At 40.4% G+C, this 15017-nt stretch carries 15 protein-coding genes; 6 read left to right on the plus strand and 9 right to left on the minus strand.

The window, feature by feature from the left end; translation table 11 throughout:
• Positions 1 to 150: 150 nt before the first annotated feature.
• The 3 genes from SAGCYANO_RS16740 to SAGCYANO_RS16750 all read right to left on the minus strand — a co-directional run bounded on the left by SAGCYANO_RS16740 (position 151) and on the right by SAGCYANO_RS16750 (position 2415).
• Entirely contained in the window at positions 151 to 402 is a 252-nt protein-coding gene (locus SAGCYANO_RS16740) for a hypothetical protein (RefSeq protein ID WP_202221113.1), read from the minus strand.
• A gap of 344 nt (positions 403 to 746) precedes the next feature.
• Positions 747 to 1814 carry a DUF642 domain-containing protein gene (locus SAGCYANO_RS16745; protein WP_202221114.1) on the minus strand — a complete coding sequence of 356 codons (1068 nt, stop codon included), beginning with the start codon at positions 1812 to 1814 and terminating at the stop codon, positions 747 to 749.
• Between the two features lie 460 nt (positions 1815 to 2274).
• Positions 2275 to 2415: a hypothetical protein gene (locus SAGCYANO_RS16750; protein WP_202221115.1), complete on the minus strand. Its 141-nt coding sequence runs from the start codon at positions 2413 to 2415 to the stop codon at positions 2275 to 2277.
• A gap of 179 nt (positions 2416 to 2594) precedes the next feature.
• Here SAGCYANO_RS16750 and SAGCYANO_RS16755 point away from each other — a divergent pair, with 179 nt between their 5' ends.
• Positions 2595 to 3065, plus strand: a complete 471-nt coding sequence (locus SAGCYANO_RS16755; protein WP_202221116.1) for an IS200/IS605 family accessory protein TnpB-related protein — start codon at positions 2595 to 2597, stop codon at positions 3063 to 3065.
• Positions 3037 to 3330 carry a hypothetical protein gene (locus tag SAGCYANO_RS16760; protein WP_202221117.1) on the plus strand — a complete coding sequence of 98 codons (294 nt, stop codon included), beginning with the start codon at positions 3037 to 3039 and terminating at the stop codon, positions 3328 to 3330. Before SAGCYANO_RS16755 ends, SAGCYANO_RS16760 begins: the two co-directional genes overlap by 29 nt.
• Before the next feature lie 68 nt (positions 3331 to 3398).
• On the opposite strand, the gene SAGCYANO_RS16765 is transcribed toward SAGCYANO_RS16760, so the two are convergent.
• Positions 3399 to 3698 carry a 30S ribosomal protein PSRP-3 gene (locus SAGCYANO_RS16765; protein WP_202221118.1) on the minus strand — a complete coding sequence of 100 codons (300 nt, stop codon included), beginning with the start codon at positions 3696 to 3698 and terminating at the stop codon, positions 3399 to 3401.
• 74 nt (positions 3699 to 3772) lie between these two features.
• Between SAGCYANO_RS16765 and SAGCYANO_RS16770 the strand changes: the two genes are divergently transcribed.
• Positions 3773 to 4600: a TIGR01548 family HAD-type hydrolase gene (locus SAGCYANO_RS16770; protein ID WP_202221119.1), complete on the plus strand. Its 828-nt coding sequence runs from the start codon at positions 3773 to 3775 to the stop codon at positions 4598 to 4600.
• Positions 4601 to 6175: 1575 nt separating this feature from the next.
• Here the strand turns inward: SAGCYANO_RS16770 and SAGCYANO_RS16775 are convergent.
• Together SAGCYANO_RS16775 and SAGCYANO_RS16780 are read right to left on the minus strand one after the other, a co-directional pair.
• On the minus strand, positions 6176 to 7342 hold the full coding sequence (locus SAGCYANO_RS16775; RefSeq protein WP_202221120.1) for a histidine decarboxylase: 1167 nt from the start codon (positions 7340 to 7342) through the stop codon (positions 6176 to 6178).
• 774 nt (positions 7343 to 8116) lie between these two features.
• A complete protein-coding gene (locus tag SAGCYANO_RS16780) occupies positions 8117 to 8977 on the minus strand; it encodes a CHAT domain-containing protein (RefSeq protein WP_202221161.1) in 861 nt (286 codons plus the stop codon).
• 270 nt (positions 8978 to 9247) lie between these two features.
• On the opposite strand from SAGCYANO_RS16780, the gene SAGCYANO_RS16785 reads away from it, so the two are divergent.
• The 3 genes from SAGCYANO_RS16785 to SAGCYANO_RS16800 all read left to right on the plus strand — a co-directional run bounded on the left by SAGCYANO_RS16785 (position 9248) and on the right by SAGCYANO_RS16800 (position 10348).
• Positions 9248 to 9487, plus strand: a complete 240-nt coding sequence (locus SAGCYANO_RS16785; RefSeq protein ID WP_202219316.1) for a transposase family protein — start codon at positions 9248 to 9250, stop codon at positions 9485 to 9487.
• Positions 9474 to 9701, plus strand: coding sequence for a hypothetical protein (locus SAGCYANO_RS16790; RefSeq protein WP_202219317.1), 228 nt, complete (start codon positions 9474 to 9476; stop codon positions 9699 to 9701). Before SAGCYANO_RS16785 ends, SAGCYANO_RS16790 begins: the two co-directional genes overlap by 14 nt.
• A 155-nt stretch (positions 9702 to 9856) precedes the next feature.
• The gene (locus SAGCYANO_RS16800; RefSeq protein WP_255502477.1) at positions 9857 to 10348 is read left to right on the plus strand and encodes an ISAs1 family transposase; all 492 of its coding nucleotides are present in this window, start codon (positions 9857 to 9859) and stop codon (positions 10346 to 10348) included.
• A 92-nt stretch (positions 10349 to 10440) separates the two neighbouring features.
• Here SAGCYANO_RS16800 and SAGCYANO_RS16805 read toward each other — a convergent pair whose 3' ends face one another.
• Genes SAGCYANO_RS16805 through SAGCYANO_RS16815 form a run of 3 tightly spaced genes read right to left on the minus strand, consistent with a single transcriptional unit; the run spans position 10441 to position 14688 of the window.
• Positions 10441 to 13524 (minus strand): tetratricopeptide repeat protein, encoded by a 3084-nt coding sequence (locus tag SAGCYANO_RS16805; protein WP_202221121.1) that lies wholly within the window; start codon positions 13522 to 13524, stop codon positions 10441 to 10443.
• On the minus strand, positions 13500 to 13733 hold the full coding sequence (locus SAGCYANO_RS16810; protein ID WP_202221122.1) for a hypothetical protein: 234 nt from the start codon (positions 13731 to 13733) through the stop codon (positions 13500 to 13502). Before SAGCYANO_RS16810 ends, SAGCYANO_RS16805 begins: the two co-directional genes overlap by 25 nt.
• 37 nt (positions 13734 to 13770) lie before the next feature.
• The gene (locus tag SAGCYANO_RS16815) at positions 13771 to 14688 is read right to left on the minus strand and encodes a hypothetical protein (protein ID WP_202221123.1); all 918 of its coding nucleotides are present in this window, start codon (positions 14686 to 14688) and stop codon (positions 13771 to 13773) included.
• Positions 14689 to 15017 lie beyond the last annotated feature (329 nt).

Consider the following 15017-nt stretch of genomic DNA (forward strand, 5'->3'; position numbering starts at 1 on the left):
AAGGGGACTAAACCAATCTTTGGTAAATTTATACAAAAACGACTGTTGGCATTTTTGACGGGTATGGTATTTGATAACTGAGGGTGACAGAATGAATTATAGTAATGCTTTCCTTTTAATTTCGGCCTCCCACTGGTTTTACCGTTTTTGTCAGGTAAGGCACAAGTTATCCATAGTAGTTTGTACACGCTGAACAACATCCTGTAAAACCTGGGAGTGTATGGATTTGTATTCCCGAAATTGCTTTTGAGTTTGTGCTAGGTCTGCTAACTGTACTGTTTCCCAAACTACATAACCATTTATGATATTAGGATGCTTATCACCTTTTTTCGTTACTGGATTGCCATCACTGTCTTTCTTTCTGCCATGCCGTGTTTGTGTTCTAAATTCGGGGATATGCATGAGAAATTCGTTGTAGGGACGCCCTTATGCAACGTCCCTACTACTGAAACATTTAGAGGACAGACATTTATTGGTGTGCGCGTTGCTTCAAACCAGTTTAACCTTTGAGCCAAACGATAATTATATTGTATTCTTGCCAATTCTAGCCAACGCCGCAATAATAACCCCTTGACTTTTATGAGGCTTGAGCTTGTACTTATACTTCAGTAGCATCCTAGAATCGACCTTTATATCTACATTGGCTATTATATCAAAAATCAGGACAAGCTACACACATCAGTGCCCGGCTTTCCCATAGGACGCGCTCATTGAAAATTACAGCGCGGGACTTCCCGCCGGGGGAGTTAATTAAAAGATAAATTGTCGATTCCGACAGTATCGCTTCCAATCATCTCGATGCGTTTAACTCCCTCAAGCTTGCTCAAGTCAAAAGTAGTTAAGGATGCATCTGCCCGAGTTGAGCTTGGGAAAGAATTTGAGTAGAGGCTTTCTCCCTTGGAGTTCGAGACTTCTAATGTTATTCCTTGACCAAAGTCAATATCGGCAACAAATAAACAGACATTATTTACAGGCTGACTAAAATCAATAACCCTGCTATAGTTAGATCCGCGAAGACTACCCCGCGCACCTGGTTCGGTCAAAAAGCGACCGTTAAAATTGACTCTATCGGAGGAGATGACCTGGTTTGGGCCAGCAGAGCCACTAAATCCACCCCTGGAGGAACCTACTTCAATGACGTTCAGGCCCTCAAATGAAACCGTAACCACACCACTAGAGATTGGTTCAGCAGCTGCATTTAATGACTCGGCAGAGTTAAAGTCAATCAAGTTAGCTTTGGGACCATCGTCACAGGGCGCATCCGGAGCAATAGTTTCCACCAGACTCACTGCATCAATGAAAGTACCCACAGCATCGGATATCTCATTGAGATTATCAAAGCTTAGACGGGTGTTATTGCTAGTAGCTTTGAGGTCGTAGGCATAAACCTCCCATTCTGTATCAGTTGCTGTTTTACTGAGATTGGCAACTACAGTATCTCCCCAACGGACATTCAGCTTGTTCTCAGAAGCGTTAGGGTTAGCCTTGAATGCAAAGCTGAGTTTGTAGGTTTTGCCCGCTTCAGTGGGAATATCCTGATAAATTCCACTCACTGCAAAGCTGTCGAGTTCTACAACCTGTGACCCATCTGAGGGCTGGGTGATGAATTTATTATTAATTTCGATGGTGGGGCCAGCAAATAAATCCCACCCGGTAATTGACCTGTTGAAGCCGACAAAGTTAGTGACTACGGGTGTTTCAAAGCTACCATTGACGACTAAGTTTGTTTCGGCCGCCAGCGCCTGATTTGGACTAATATTTACGCAGGTAAATGCCAGTAGCACTGACATGACCCATGCTAGTATTCGTTTCATATTTATTAGTGGTCTCCCATGTGAGTTGTTTAATATCTTACAGCTCCGAATCTAGCACAAAAAAAGTTACTCTCAAGAATAAATTTTTTTTTCTTGAATCACTCTATTGTTACAACACCAGTAATTTTAGCCCATCAATTTTGACCTAAAATATTCTATTATATCAAGTAACATTAATTAACCGCAATGTAGGGACGTTCCATGGAACGTCCCTACCAGGTTGGGTAAAGATTGTTTATTACAGTTATTTAATGAGACATGATCAGGACTTACGCAGGCGAACCCCCCAAACCCGGTTTCTCGTAGACGTTTACTGTTTAAAACAACGATACTTAGGACATGAATGCCAACGCTCTGATAAGCTTTTAGGAACTTTATTGAAGCATTCCCAACAATGTTGAGATGTACCTTTTGGGTTTACGCGTGATAATTCTTTTACCTAACTTCCAGGCAACATACTCTAAAACATCAAGAAATTGATAGTGGCTGCATCCTGTAAAGATTTATTTAGTCCTGACTTAGCTGATTGACCATTGGGCAGGAATTGAGCATTATCACCTAATTTAGCTTTGCAACGTCGGACTAAATTTGATATCTGCAAATCTTCGCGCGAAAATTACGCTCACATCACTGAACAAATGGTAAGCCAGTTTGAATTGCCAGTCCAGTCGCTGTCTAGCTATAAGTTGGTGCAGTTTTGCTATTTTGCCCTTGAGTATTTTCCATGCCTTAGAAAGCTTTTGATTTCTTAGCTAATCTCACCTGAAGTTTAGATAATCTATGTTCACAGAGCCTAAAAAACTTAGGAACTTCTATAAACTCACGATCGCTAGTCACAGCATAGTGCAACAAACCTACAAGCCTGGCGTGAAACCATTGCTGGTTAATGGGAAGCCACTAAAAAGTGTCAATCAACTGTATAATAAGCGTAAAGCCAAGTACCAAAGCCATCTCAAAGGGAACATAAAAACCAGCCGTAAGATTAAAGCATTGAGTTATCATAGAAATCGTTTTGTGGAGAATTACCTGCATAACACCAGCAAGTTAGTTGTCAATTATTTAGTGAGTAATCAGATTGGTACTGTAGTTATAGGCCAAAATGATAACTGGAAACAAGGAACAAATATAGGCAAAAAAAACAACCAAAATTTCACTCAAATACCTCATTCTCAGCTAGTAAAACAGATAACTTATAAGTGTATGTTAGCAGGAATTAAAGTGATTGAAACTGAAAGATTGTTACACCAGTAAAACTTCTGCACTTGACCTGGAATTGCCCTGTAAGCATGAATTGTATGTGGGAAAACGAGTAAAACGGGGTTTGTTTAGAAGTTCAACAGGTAAAGCGATCAATGCCGATATTAATGGCAGTATATGCGATAATCAGAAAGAAATTCCCAGAGGCATTAACTGCCGAGGGAATAGTGAGCTGCGCCGAGAGCGCCAGTATTGGTTAATCCAATATCAAGATAAAAGCTGTTTCATTTTTCTACAGTTTTTTTCGTACGGTAGTTAAAAATATTTTCTACTCCCTACTCCCCCACTCCCCACTCCCCACTCCCTACTCCCTACTCCCTACTTAAATTAATTAGTGCCTCCAAGAACTATTTCTGGAAATTTTGATTGAACTTCTGTAAATGGCCGTCTTCTGCCCTCTTCTTGCCAGTAGTTAATTACCTCAGTCGCTTGATTGAGAAGATCCACCCGGTCAGATTCATTAATCCAATGTTTGGCTTCTATTTCTTTTCTTAATTCTTCCCAAGCATCATTGCGAGGCCAGAAAAAGTAACAAGTTAAGGGGCTAGTACCATTTCCTACCACTTGATCTACCGCAAGTGCTACATTATCTTCTAACCAAACTACTTTAAGTATGAATTTGGACAATTTACCTCCAGAGCCAATATTAGGCTAATTTCAAAACTTTGCACAATATTTAATCGTACCACGGAAATTGAGTGATGGACAAAGCAATTTTAGTTTTTGACATTGATGGTGTAATTCGGAATGTTGGAGGGTCTTATCGACGGGCGATCGTAGATACGGTACAGCATTTTACATCCGGCGCTTTTTGCCCCACTTTGACAGATATTGACCAACTAAAATCTGAGGGTGTTTGGAATAATGACTGGGAGGCTTCACAAGAGTTAATTTATCGGTATTTTGAAGGCCAAGGTCAAAAAAGGGAGGATGTTGGTTTAGATTATCAAAAGTTAGTGGCTTTTTTTCAGTCTCGTTATCGAGGTCCCAATGAAGATAATTGGACTGGTTATATTTGTACTGAACCGTTGTTGGTAAGTTCTGATTATTTTCAGAGACTGACCGCAGCAGGATTTTCTTGGGGATTTTTTAGTGGGGCAATGCGGGCAGAAATTGCTTATGTTTTGGAGGGTAAGTTAGGGTTGAGTTCCCCTGTAGTGGTGGCAATGGAGGATGGACCGGGAAAACCTGACCCCACTGGGTTGTTTGCAGTATTGGAGACATTGGAAAAACAGCATGGTTTAACTGAAAATCTACCTGTGATTTATGCTGGCGATACAGTGGGAGATATGTATACGGTGGAGAATGCTCGTCTAGCAATGCCGTCGAGAAGTTGGGTAGGGGTGGGTGTGTTGCCTCCCCATGTGCAGGAAAGTCAGACAAGGCGAGAGACTTATAGTACAAAACTATTGGAGGCAGGGGCAAAAGTGGTTTTGAGTAATGTTGAAGAATTGTCTGAAGAGGCGATCGCTCGGGCTTTGTTGAAGAAGGAAGAAGGAAGAAGGAAGAAGGAAGAAGGAAAAGGTTGATGGGGACTCAAACCCCAACTAATTGTAAACACCCTATACACGGCGGGGTATTAAACCCAAAAGAAAAGGCGTTGAAGAAGGAAGAAGGAAAAGGTTGATGGGGACTCAAACCCCAACTAATTGTAAACACCCTATACACGGCGGGGTATTAAACCCAAAAGAAAAGGCGTTGAAGAAGGAAGAAGGAAGAAGGAGTGCGGTTCGTTTGACCTAATGAGCTTTTATGTAAGTTAGGCCAGTCCCGAAACTAGGGATAACTCTAGTAGTCATGCAGGTTGAATTCCTGCCCTCTGAGATGCAGAGTGACTCTGAAGTTCAGGATTCCAAGGTAACAACTTGGTCTCTCGGTGCATGGATTTAAAGCCGTAAAACTAGAAGGTTTTGTCTGGTTATCACGGCCAAGGAAGTTGCATGCATGTTAACGCACAGTCAATCTAGTATAACCGCTCGTTACCTTCGATTGGTGAAATTAAGCCTGACACACCAAGCCCAAAATGGGAAGCCTCACACAACTGGTAACGTAGTCCTTCGACGTTATCGCATCCAGTTAGAGGTCGGGTGATACTAGGAGCCTAAGTGCAACGAGAAATGATACTAGGGAACGAAGTAAGCCCTTTGAGACTCTCAGCTTTCGACCACTGAGTAGGGAAAGTTTAACTAATGTCTTTTAGGGATCAGGAAACTCCTGCGAAGCAAGCCTGGAGTAATGTTCAGGATATGCAGACGTGGGGAGACATTGCAGGTAGCCGTGAAACTGAAATTGTATCAAGCCAAAACGCAAACTCCGGGGTGAGTAGGCTCAATTCGAGAGTAGGAGACTCTTGTCAAGGAAAATCTCCAGGCATAAAGCCGAAGAGCAGCGAAAACCGAGGCCAACAAACGTGGACAAACCTTGAAATACAGGTGCTAAATTAGGTGTAACCAACCTTGAATAATCCTGCAATGTTAGGAGCCGTGTGAGCTGGAAACTCTCACGCACGGTTTTGTAGTAGAGGTGAGGGATAGCGATATCCCCATCGACTACATCAGAAGGAAGAAGGAAAAGGTTGATGGGGACTCAAACCCCAACTAATTGTAAACACCCTATACACGGCGGGGTATTAAACCCAAAAGAAAAGGCGTTGAAGAAGGAAGAAGGAAGAAGGAAGAAGGAAGAAGAAAAAGGTTGATGGGGACTCAAACCCCAACTAATTGTAAACACCCTATACACGGCGGGGTATTAAACCCAAAAGAAAAGGCGTTGAAGAAGGAAGAAGGAAGAAGGAAGAAGGAAGAAGAAAAAGGTTGATGGGGACTCAAACCCCAACTAATTGTAAACAGCCTATACACGGCGGGGTATTAAACCCAAAAGAAAAGGCGTTGCTGAAATATAATGGTAAGTAGCTGAAGATAAAATTGAAAAACTTATGTTTTGCGTTGATACTTAATCTAAGAATCATTACAACTCAGCAACGCCAAAGAAAAACATAAATCATCATAAAAATTCGGTAATTGGGAAACCAGCCAGTTAATATTAGGGCTAGAGCAAAACTACGAGCAACTGTAACTGATTCAATGAACTTCATTAAATATAAACTAAGCTAACAAATCGTCGATAAATAAGTCAATTTTCATTTTAGAAAGATGTTGCATCACGACAATATGAGCTAAAGAACCCTGAGTAGCTAATTGCCACTTCTGACAAATCTTGATTGATGGCTTGTCAAATACAACCGTAGTTGAAAAATCATTTAAAAAAGGCTTGTACCCAATCTCTTCTAGACGTTTATACAAATACCGAGCATTTTCTAAACAAGTCGAAACTTCTCCAGCAAACTGTTGACCTCTGGTCATAATAGCATACCAAAGAAATAAGCAAGCAAGTCCACTACGAGAACCTGTAATAGTTGTATCATTACAGCCAATATATTCAATTTGATGTTTGATTTTGTCAGTATAAATTTTACGAGTTAAAACAATTCCATAAGGAATAGGAGAACCAAAAAATTTATGACCACTAACAGCAATACTACCAATGGGATAATCCTGAAAACTAATTTTTGGTGCTGTTTCCATGAAAGGTAATAACATTCCTCCTAATGCACCATCACAATGAATATAAAAAGGAATTTTTAGCTTTTCTAAAATATCAACTGTTGGTTCTATTCGATCCACTGCTCCTCTCATTGTGGTGCCTAAATTGAGATTGAGAATAACACTATGATTTGTTCGTTTTGATATTTCTTGCTTGAGATGTTCGTAATCTATTTCCCCATTAGGTTGAGAGTTAATAACTACATGAGGTATTTTCAACATACAGGCAGCTTTGGCAATGGAATAATGAGTATCTTTCGAGGAGTAGAGAATTGCATCAGGGAGTAACTCTCTACCTAAAAACATACCATAGATATTTCCTTCCGTACCACAACTGGTAACGTATCCCCACTCTGCTTCTAGATGATAAAGTTCAGCTAACCAAGAAATACATTGTTGCTCAATATTTTTGTCTTGAATATACCAGTATCCAGACTCCCACGGATCGCCTAAATTATTGATTAGATATTGAAAAAAAGGTATCAGAGGGGTGTAATTAAAATTAAGATTGAGTGGATAACCAATGAAAAATTCTGTAGACTCAGCAATACTTTTTTCTAAATTCTTCAACAATTCTTGTTGTTCTGGGAGAGGAGATGAAAATCTTGTCGCATAGGTGTTGTTATTGATAGGATTTAAATTTTCCCTGACATTACTTAAATTTTTCATAGTGCTTAAGTACTGATTTTGAATTGCTTGTTGTTGAGTAGTTAAATCTTGACTTTTAGTTTTGGCAGAGCTTTGTTGTTCTCACTCAGTTTATATTGTGGCTTCTGTAAATATTTAGCTAAACTAAGAGCGTGCTATAACTACTATCTATATGAGTTATATGAAATCATGATTACATAAGTTTGTCAAGACATAAAATTATGATGACTACGCCAAATCAAGTTTTAACAGTAGTTGTACATAAAAACCAGAGAAAAACTTAAGATTTGGAGGTAGATCGACAACTTGAAAAAATGGGGTTACACAACTAAGGATAAAGTACTTGTGGGGTAAGTACCCTATGGATTTTGTTACAGTCAGTGATTGCGATCGCATGGGTAGACCCCCCAAAGACTATCATCCTAATGGGGAGATGGGGACCCACCCCTAATATAGAATCCGGTTGAATAGTTATTGTATAGTTGGGAGTATGGGAGTAGGGGAGTGGGGGAGTAGGGGAGATTAAATATTTAAGTAATTATAGAATTATCAACATATACTATATAACCTCCCAGGAGGGGAATGTGGGGAGATGGTGAATCTGGAGGCAAATTTCCACCTTTTTTGGGCGTTGCTGATTCTAGGTATGATGCAAGCCCCCCTAGCCCCCCAAAATTGGGGGGAATAAAACTCTAAAAGTCCCCCAAAATTGGGGTATTTAGGGGGCTTGACCAGAACCAAACAATCGCACATTCATCCTTCAATTTAGCAACGCCCTTTTTTGCTGCGAACAGCTTACTGTAAACCACCGGAAACAAAACCTGCCCAATAATAAGGGTTAATAAAGGGATAGTCTTTATCACATAACAACGCCAGGTTATTTTTCATTTTCACAACCAGTTTTTTATTTTCCTCTGTCTCAATATTCTGCAAATGCGCCTCTAGTTGCTGCCGATACTTATCATTAAGTTGTTTTCCTGTCAAGTTGCGCAAATCAGTTTGAGCTTTGTGTAATGCTTGCGGGCGGGTGTATTCTGGGTTTTGCCGATGTTCATAATAAAACAAACAAAATAGTGCTGTTGCGAAATCATCCACCGCCCATAATGTACTGACTACACTCTGAGCGCCTGCACTCAGGAAACCTGCTGCAATAGTTAGAATATCGTCGTTAGCTTTGCTGACTGTGAGATTGGTTTCGCAACAGGAGAGGAAGACATCGGTTAATTCTGGTAAACGCCAGGTAAACAGATCCCCAAGGGTGACTTCCCCATCAAATAAATGTAGTTTTGAGTCTAGGGGGTTTATTAAGTCGGCGCTAGCGTGATGACTGGAATGGAGAAACTGTACTTGTTTTGTGAGTTGACGGTAGTTGTTGACTGTTGCTTGTTGATATTGGAGGCGGTGGTGTTTGGAGACTTGGAACATTTGGGCGAGGTTTTGACATTCGTATCCGGTGAAAATGAGGTCGCCTGTGGCGTTTTCCACAATACCCATTTTTTGGGAGTAAGTGCTTTTCTTGCGGTTGTCGCAATAGCTAAGTATTTGGCAACTGGGTATGACTCGCAGGCGGAATAGATCGCTGAGATAGATGGGTTTAGTTTCGGGTGTTTTTGGTTTGTCGGCAGGTGGTGAGGTAGTTTTGTTGCCAGTGGGAATAGAGAGTCGAGTATTTTCAAATTCCCTTGTCGATCCCCCTTCCGTCCCCCTTAAAAAGGGGGAAACTGAATCAGATCCCCCTTCCGTCCCCCTTGAAAAGGGGGAGACCGAATCTTCGTCACCCCCCTTACCAAGGACTGAATCTTCATAGCCCCCCTTGGTAAGGCAGGGCTAATTCATTGTCGCCAGAGAAAAATATTGAGGAGTACAATGATTGTTGTCAAGTATTGAGTTAAGCTAACTATTCTCAATATTAGGGCTTAGATAGAAATGAACTTATTACAAATATTGGCCCAATTACCAGATTTTCGAGCTGCTAGAGGGAGACGTTATCCATTATGGTTAGTATTACTGTTAGTAATTATGGGTACAATGAGCGGTTGTTTCTCCTATTGTGCCCTAGAAGATTTTGCTCGTCGTCATCATCTGGCATTACAGCAACAACTAGAGCTATCGCCTTTGAGTTTTCCAACTGAAGTCTACATTTCGGCGAATTATGACCAGAATTGATTTTGCTCAATTAGCTCAAGTATTCAATCAATGGGCTCAACACCAAATAACAATTCAAGAGGCCGAATGGTTAGCAGTGGACGGTAAGAGTATTAGGTCTACTGTCAGTGACTGTTATGGTTCTTACCAAGACTTTGTCAATGTTGTTTCTGTGTTCAGTAATTGTCAAGGAGTACCTGTAGCCATAGAACAATTTCACGTGGGAAGAAAGTAGTGAAATTGCTGTTGTCCAAGCCATATTGGCTAGTTTAAACCTTGAAGGAGTAGTTTTTAGTTGCGATGCTTTACATTGTCAAAAAAAAACCGTCAAGTTAATCATTGACAGAGGTAACCATTACACAATAGCAGTCAAGGGTAATCAAAAAAAAACTGTACCAGCAAGTACAACTAACAACTGAACAAACACAACCAAGTAGTGTTGATATATCAGAAGATAGATCTAGAAATCGTGTGGTTTGTAGAACAGTGTCTGTGTTTAATAATCTGTTGGGAATTAGCTCTGAGTGGGAAGGAATTAAGTCTGTGATTAGAGTTGAGCGTCAGGGTACACGAGCAAGTGTTGACTATTATCAAACAGCTTACTACATTAGCAGTCTGAAATTAAGTGCAGCAGAATTTGCAGTAGGAATTCAGGGACATTGGGGAATTGAGAATCGACTACATTGGGTTAAAGATGTAGTGTTTCGAGAGGACACAAGTCTAATTCGGCACTCTCAAGCTGCTGCTAATTTTTCTGTGATTCGTCAGTTGGCGATCGCTATCTGTCGCCTTCATGGTTATTCTTCCCTCACTACTGCGATTCGTACCATTGCTCACGATTTGGAGCAGATTTTTCTGATGATTATAAATCTAGAACTGTAGTCATTGAGAATTGAAATTGGCCCATACACAGAACCTCACTCCCCCCTAGTTTTCGATTTCAATAGTTCTGGTATTGGCGATCGCGACTGATATTAGCGATCGCGACTGAGTCTGTGACATAAATTTTTCCTGTATAAGTATGATAATTTAGGGGAAAAGACTATGAAATACTTGACAATATGGCCAAACTTGTACTCCTCAATATTTTTCTCTGGCGACAATGAATTAGCCCTGCCCTTGGTAAGGGGGGTTGGGGGGATCTCTCCTCCACCGGGAGTCAGGGAGACATCCACAGGCAAAGCAGCAAACGGAATTTGATGTAGAGCTAGATGAGGCACAATAATTAATTCTTTGATACCGCTCAGATGTTGGGTAATAAGTTGATTCAGTTGCAAGCTTTGGGAGAGTTGTTGGAGAAATGTTTCCATGTTTTCACGCCATTCTTGATTTTTATTATTTCTGTAGTCATCGTAGGGATTTAACCAGTTTATGACTATCCAGTCTTGCAACGTCTCAAAACCCTGACTTTTGCAAGTGAAAAGTTGAACATCCTGCCGACCCACGATAAATATATAAGTATTATCTTTAGTAGTGTAAAAACTTAATATCGCGGTCTCCTTGTCCTTAATTAATTCTCGCATTTGATCAATACTTAGGGGGTCTACCTGCAACTGACGTGCCAATACTGGATCATACTCACGAATCTCTCGCCAAACTTGTTGCCGTTTTGTCTCTTTTTCTTCAATTTCTGCCAATCTTTGCTCTGCCTCTATCCCACTGTCGCAACGGTCAAACCGACTATTTGCAGTAGCAAGTTGTTTCCTATCGTCGGAAGTGGAGCGACGGAGGTTATATAGAAGTTGTTGCAGGTGATAATATTCTTCTAGGAGTTGAGGCGGTATTTCGGCATTTGGGTAAAGGTATTTACTTGCCATTAATTCTACTACCATGCGGGAGCGGGAACGCTCGGCATATTCTACCGCTTTATCGTATTCCTTGAGGTTGACAAAGCATTGAACGATATTTAGGTAGACTACGATGGCATCTTCCAGGATTTTTTGGCGGCGATCGTCATCTTGAGACCAACTGCGACTAAGTTCGACTGCAGTTATAGCTTTTTCGTAGGCAGCAATGGCAGGTCGCCATTTGCCTTCATTAAAGTAGAGTTTGCCTAGACCCTTGGAAGTATTGAGGCATTGAATCGGATCTGCTTCGGGGGTGTAAACTTCCAATGCCAGATTAAATGCAGCAATAGCATTTTCCAGATTCTGTGCCCGGTCACCTCTGATTCTTTCATTGTAGGCAACACCTAGATTGTTTTGAGTCCTTGCCCAATCATAGGGGAAATCTTTTTTAGTGTGAACTTCCAACGCTAGATTATGTGCAGCAATAGCATTTTCCAAATTCTGTGATCGGTCGCCTCTAATTCTGTCACTGTAGGCATAGCCTAGATTATTTTGAGTTAATGCCCAATCATAGGGGAAATCTTTTTTAGTGTGAACTTCCAACGCTAGATTATGTGCAGCAATAGCATCTTCCAGATTCTGTGATCGGTCGCCTCTAATTCTGTCACTGTAGGCAACACCTAGATTGTTTTGAGTGCTTGCCCAATCATAAGAGAAATCTTTTTTAGTGTGAACTTCCAACGCCCGGTTAAATGCAGCAATAGCATTTTCCAAATTCTGTGCCCGGTTGCCTCTGATTCTATTTCTGTAGGCATTGCCTAAATTATTTTGAGTCCTTGCCCAATAGATGAGGAGGTCTTTTTTGGTACGAACTTCCAACGCCTGGCTAAATGCAGCAATAGCATTTTCCAAATTCTGTGACTGGTCGCCTCTAATCCTTTTCCAGTATGCATTACCTAGATTATTTTGAGTGCTTGCCCACTCATCTGGGAAATCTTTTTTGGTGTGAACTTCCAATGCCTGGCTAAATGCAGCAATAGCATTTTCCAAATTCTGTGCCCGGTCACCACTGATTCTGTCACTGTAGGCATTGCCTAAATTATGTTGAATCCTTGCCCACTCATCGGGAAAATCTTTTTTGGTGTGAACTTCCAATGCCAGATTAAATGCAGTAATAGCATTTTCTAGATTCTGTGCCTGGTCGCCTCTAATCCTTTTCCAGTATGCATTACCTAGATTATTTTGAGTCGTTGCCCACTCATCTGGGAAATCTTTTTTGGTGTAAACTTCTAAAGCCAGATTAAATGCAGCAATAGCATTTTCCAAATTCTGTGCCCGGTCGCCACTGATTCTTTCATTGTAGGCAACACCTAGATTGTTTTGAGTGCTTGCCCAATCATAAGAGAAATCTTTTTTAGTGTGAACTTCCAACGCCCGGTTAAATGCAGCAATAGCATTTTCCAAATTCTGTGCCCGGTCGCCTCTGATTCTATTTCTGTATGCAAGACCCAGATTGTTTTGAGTCTCCACCCAATCATCGGGGAAATCTTTTTTGGTGTAAACTTCTAAAGCCAGATTAAATGCAGCAATAGCATTTTCCAGATTCTGTGCCCGGTCGCCACTGATTCTGTCTCTGTAGGCAAGACCCAGATTGTTTTGAGTCTCCACCCAATCATCGGGGAAATCTTTTTTAGTGTAAACTTCTAAAGCCAGATTAAATGCAGCAATAGCATTTTCCAGATTCTGTGCCCGGTCGCCTCTGATTCTATTTCTGTAGGCATAGCCTAGATTTTTTTGAATTTTTGCCCAATTGTTCGGGAAATCTTTTTTAGTGTAAACTTCCAAAGCCAGATTAAAGGCAGCAATAGCATTTTCCAGATTCTGTGCCCGGTCGCCACTAATTCTGTTATTGTAGGCATTGCCTAGATTGTTTTGAGTCGCTGCCCAATTTGCCTGATTACTCTTGCGGGTAAATACTTTTAGCACCGCTTCGTAACCAGCAATCGCGATTTCCATGTTATTTCCTTTGTTGTCGAGTGAGAAGTTGCTGAGGCGGTTGCTGAAATAAAAAATGGTACTGGCGATGACCGTTGCTGTGTCTGTTTCTACTTCCGAAAATTTAGCTGCTGCCCAGTATCGTAATACATCAGCAAAGTTATCGTCGAGTTTGTCTAGGTTTGCTTGCAAGAGTGGGTAGATAACTTTGGGGTCGCCGTTACTGTCGGCAGTTGCTTGTAGTACCTCAATTAAAAAGTTAAATTGTTCGTCCATTTTTCTTCAATTTGTTGTTGGTATTCCAAAGGGTCTATACTAAGTTTTATGGTACCTGCATACTTAGCTAAATCCACATTTTTTGCTTCTATTTTTAACTGAGCAATAGCTAACAACTTTTCAATTTCTTGCCAGTCTTCATAATCAATCAAAACTGCTACAGGCCGCATAGTTTCATCAGTAACTATTTTCTTCTTAAAATCCCGCATAATTTTCTCTTATCCATTAATAAACTGTTCAAATATATTATCCCACTACTTCAACTTCCTGAGCATAAACCCGCCAGTTATTTTGCTTTTCCAATTCTTTCCATAAATCCTGCATTCTTTCGGGATTCAAATCTGGTGCTATCTCTTCCTCATTAGGTTTTAACCATTCTAAATCTAGAGGTTTTTCGAGAGCGATCGCTACAAATTTTTCTACTCCTACTTCGTTAAAAGTAAACCGACATCCTAACTGATAAGTCAAACTTTCTTTTTGTGGCAAAAGCCGAATTTTTTCCAACTCATAATTAATAGCAAAAGCTTGAGAAGGGCAAACCACACACCGACTCACAACTCCCTGATTTAACAACAGTAAATAACCATCAGATTCGGGCAAATTAATAAATGCCCAATAAGGCTTTTCTAAACTCAGCTTTAAGGGTTTATTATCAGCTACTTCAGGAATATGTAATTTATCTACTTCTGCCACATCATCTGCAAAATTAATCCAATCCCTATTTTTATCTGCCTGCTTTTCTAAACATGGCAAAAAATTCACCTCAACCCACCGAGGAAATTGATAATCCCATAACCATTGATAAAGACTTTTCCAAAAATCCTTACCCCGGCCTGGATTTTTGATGAAATTAACTTTTTCTTCTCCTATATCTGCCATAATTACCTCTGAATATTCAACCAACAGACAATCTCTAACTTGGCTAGATATTCTTTGAATCGTACTTGTTAAATTTCCCCATCCTTGAGTTTTCAAAATTTGACAAATACTTGTTTTCTCTGCTTCTTCCTTGTCATTGCCATTCTTATTTTCTAAACGATAATTATCTGGATGATATCTTAACTTGAAAAATTCCCCTTGAACTGTGGGATTACCATTTTCTCTTGGAAATAAACCATCCGCAATTTCACTGATAAACTCTGAGTGTAATTTTGTAATCTGCATATTAGCTCCAAAGAATAGATATAGCAATTCCTACAGTTATGAGGTACATTTACAATCCCCCTAAATCCCCCTTGGAAAGGGAGACTTTTTGTTGGCTCCCCCCTTTCTCAGGGCAGCGGGGGGATATAAAACTGTACTTCACAAATTAAAGAACCGCTACAGATTAAAAGTTGGTCGGTATGGAATAGCAGTTAACGTCTCAAACCTCCAGCATAAACCAGAGGTACTGATAACTGAAATAACCTATATAACTAATAACAATTATATCAACATAATTTCCATAAAAAAACTCCTGAAAGGAGATTAGCTATTTACTGCTATTTGCTGTA

The organism is Okeania sp. KiyG1, from assembly GCF_014132355.1.
In the GTDB taxonomy this organism is placed as follows: Bacteria; Cyanobacteriota; Cyanobacteriia; order Cyanobacteriales; family Microcoleaceae; genus Okeania.

Bases quoted from the DNA above. Each gene is read 5' to 3' on its own strand.
- SAGCYANO_RS16775 (WP_202221120.1), bottom strand. From the start codon at position 7,342: ATGAAAAATTTAAGTAATGTCAGGGAAAATTTAAATCCTATCAATAAC.
- SAGCYANO_RS16815 (WP_202221123.1), bottom strand. From the start codon at position 14,688: ATGCAGATTACAAAATTACACTCAGAGTTTATCAGTGAAATTGCGGAT.
- SAGCYANO_RS16745 (WP_202221114.1), bottom strand. From the start codon at position 1,814: ATGAAACGAATACTAGCATGGGTCATGTCAGTGCTACTGGCATTTACC.
- SAGCYANO_RS16790 (WP_202219317.1), top strand. From the start codon at position 9,474: ATGACCAGAATTGATTTTGCTCAATTAGCTCAAGTATTCAATCAATGG.
- SAGCYANO_RS16755 (WP_202221116.1), top strand. From the start codon at position 2,595: ATGTTCACAGAGCCTAAAAAACTTAGGAACTTCTATAAACTCACGATC.
- SAGCYANO_RS16805 (WP_202221121.1), bottom strand. From the start codon at position 13,524: ATGGACGAACAATTTAACTTTTTAATTGAGGTACTACAAGCAACTGCC.
- SAGCYANO_RS16810 (WP_202221122.1), bottom strand. From the start codon at position 13,733: ATGCGGGATTTTAAGAAGAAAATAGTTACTGATGAAACTATGCGGCCT.
- SAGCYANO_RS16785 (WP_202219316.1), top strand. From the start codon at position 9,248: ATGAACTTATTACAAATATTGGCCCAATTACCAGATTTTCGAGCTGCT.
- SAGCYANO_RS16770 (WP_202221119.1), top strand. From the start codon at position 3,773: ATGGACAAAGCAATTTTAGTTTTTGACATTGATGGTGTAATTCGGAAT.
- SAGCYANO_RS16740 (WP_202221113.1), bottom strand. From the start codon at position 402: ATGCATATCCCCGAATTTAGAACACAAACACGGCATGGCAGAAAGAAA.